Origin of the sequence: Nocardia sp. 2TAF39 (assembly GCF_052114905.1) — a bacterium.
Classification (GTDB): domain Bacteria; phylum Actinomycetota; class Actinomycetes; order Mycobacteriales; family Mycobacteriaceae; genus Nocardia.
The window spans coordinates 1-2227 of sequence record NZ_JBFRFQ010000121.1 but is presented as its reverse complement, the minus strand read 5'-3'; the positions used below and the strand labels follow the sequence as shown (position 1 = coordinate 2227).

2 protein-coding genes are annotated in these 2227 nt (G+C 65.2%); both read right to left on the bottom strand.

What is annotated here, in order from left to right; genetic code table 11:
* Positions 1-72 precede the first annotated feature (72 nt).
* Positions 73-888, bottom strand: a complete 816-nt coding sequence (gene istB / locus AB4Z47_RS30560; RefSeq protein ID WP_441956167.1) for an IS21-like element helper ATPase IstB — start codon at positions 886-888, stop codon at positions 73-75.
* Complete coding sequence (gene istA / locus AB4Z47_RS30555; RefSeq protein ID WP_441956165.1) at positions 888-2129, bottom strand: IS21 family transposase; 1242 nt, start codon at positions 2127-2129, stop codon at positions 888-890. Before istA ends, istB begins: the two co-directional genes overlap by 1 nt.
* Positions 2130-2227 lie beyond the last annotated feature (98 nt).

Below are 2227 nucleotides of genomic sequence, written 5' to 3'. Positions count from 1 at the left end.
TGTCAACGGAACGCCAATTTGGACCATCTGACAGCATGTCAATGTTGATCATCTGGGCGGTTGGTTGATGGTTCAGTCTTCAGTTGTGCCGACTGTGGGGACGCGGCCGAGGTCGCGGTCCTTGAGTCGGTAGCTGTCGCCTTTCAGTGCGATGACCTCGGCGTGGTGGACGAGTCGGTCGATCATGGCCGCGGCGACGACGTCGTCGCCGAAGACTTCGCCCCAGCGGCCGAAGACCTTGTTGCTGGTCACGATGAGGCTGGCCCGCTCATATCGGGACGAGACGAGCTGGAAGAACAGGTTGGCGGCTTCGTTCTCGAACGGGATGTAGCCGACTTCGTCGATAACGAGCAGTGGATAGCGGCCGAGCTTGGTCAGTTCGGCTTGCAAACGGCCGCTGTGGTGGGCTTCGGCCAGCCGTGAGACCCACTCGGCGGCGGTGGCGAACGCGACCCGATGCCCGGCCTGACACGCCCGTATCGCCAACCCGATCGCGAGGTGGGTCTTGCCTGTTCCAGGTGGTCCGAGGAACACGACGTTGTCCTTGGCGGTGACGAAATCGAGGGTGCCCAGGTGAGCGATCACGTCCCGTTTCAGACCGCGAGAATGCCCGAAATCGAACTCCTCCAGGGACTTGCGGTGAGGGAATCGGGCCGAGCGGATGCGGCCCTCACCGCCGTGGGACTCGCGGGCCGACACCTCTCGTTGCAGGCAGGCGATCAGGAACTCTTCGTGGGTCCAGTTCTCGGCGCGGGCGCGTTCGGGCAGCCGTTGCGCGGCTTCGCGCAGCGACGGCGCTTTCAAAGCGCGGGTCAGGAAGGTCAACTCGGCGGTGAAGTCCCGCGTCGTGGTCGATGTCTTCGCGGTGGTCCTGCTCCGGCCGGGCATCAGGCCACCCCGCCTTCGATGTCGATGCCCAGTGCGGTGTCGTAGTCGGTCAGGGCGCGTTGCTCGACCTCGGGTTCGGGTGCCGGCCGCAGGATGCCGATGCGGCCGCGCCGCAACACTTTCGCCGCCTCGATGTGGTCGGGGTCGGACAGGGTTTGATGCCAGGCCCAGATCCGTTCGTGATCGGCCACGATCCGGCCACCGGAGAACACCCGGACCCGATCCAGGTCCGCGACGATCTCGATCCGGCGCCCGATCACCGATGGATGCACCGAGTAGTCGTTGGAATCCAAGCGGACGTAGTGATCACGCGGCAGCCGCGCCGAGCGCCGCCACCCAGTCTGCGGCGCCACCGGCGGCAACTCCGGCATCGCCTGGCGGTCCGCGGTGATCCGATCGGTCGGCGCGCAACCCAGCGCGCGGCGCGGCCGGGCATTCACCAACTCCAGCCAGCCTTGCAGTTGGACATTGAAATCTGCTGGGCCGCTGAATGATCGCCCCGGCAGGAACGAACGCTCCAGATAGTCGTGAGCACGCTCGATCATGCCCTTGGCTTCAGGATCGGCCGGTTTGCAGATGAGTACCCTCGTGCCCAATGTTCCCCGGAAGGCTTGGCATTCGGCGGTCAACTCACTGCGGCCGGCCCGCCAACGACCGATCGCGCCTTCACCATCCCAAACCAGAACCCTCGGCACCGAACCCAACCGATGAATATGTGTCCACCAGCCGGCGAACAGGTCCTCGGCATGCCGCGAGGGAATCAGCATCGCCATCAACCAGCGGGAATATCCCAGCACCATCGTCAAGACCGGCAGCTGTTTCGGGCCGCGAACCTGCCCGAACCCGACCGGCAACTCGATCGGCGGAAACCAGAAATCGCACTGCGCGATCTCCCCGGCCACATACGTCGTCCGTGACGCGGGATCCGGCGGCAGATACACCGGCCGCAGCTCGGCGACCCGGCCCGAGAGCACCCGCACCGAACGAGTCCAGCCGATCCGCTCGGCGATCACCGTCGCCGGCATCGTCGGATACGCTCGCAGCAATTCCCGGATCTGCGGTTCGACCGCGTCCACGACCGACCCCTTCACCGGGCGCTGATACCTCGGCGGCCCGTCCGAGGCCAAGGCCCGCTTCACAGTGTTGCGCGACACGCCCATCACCCGGGCGATCACCTGGATCGGCATACCCTCTGACCGGCGCAAACGACGAATCTCAGCCCAATCCTCCACAGCAAGCATCCCTTCGGTCCTCCCTGGCTCGGATCAAGCCAGGGTCACCGACCAGATGGTCCATTTTGAGTTGCCGCGCGGTGATCAGTTTTCACGTTCCGCCGACA

Coding starts and splice junctions, on each gene's coding strand:
- istA (WP_441956165.1), bottom strand. CDS start 2,129: ATGCTTGCTGTGGAGGATTGGGCTGAGATTCGTCGTTTGCGCCGGTCA.
- istB (WP_441956167.1), bottom strand. CDS start 888: ATGCCCGGCCGGAGCAGGACCACCGCGAAGACATCGACCACGACGCGG.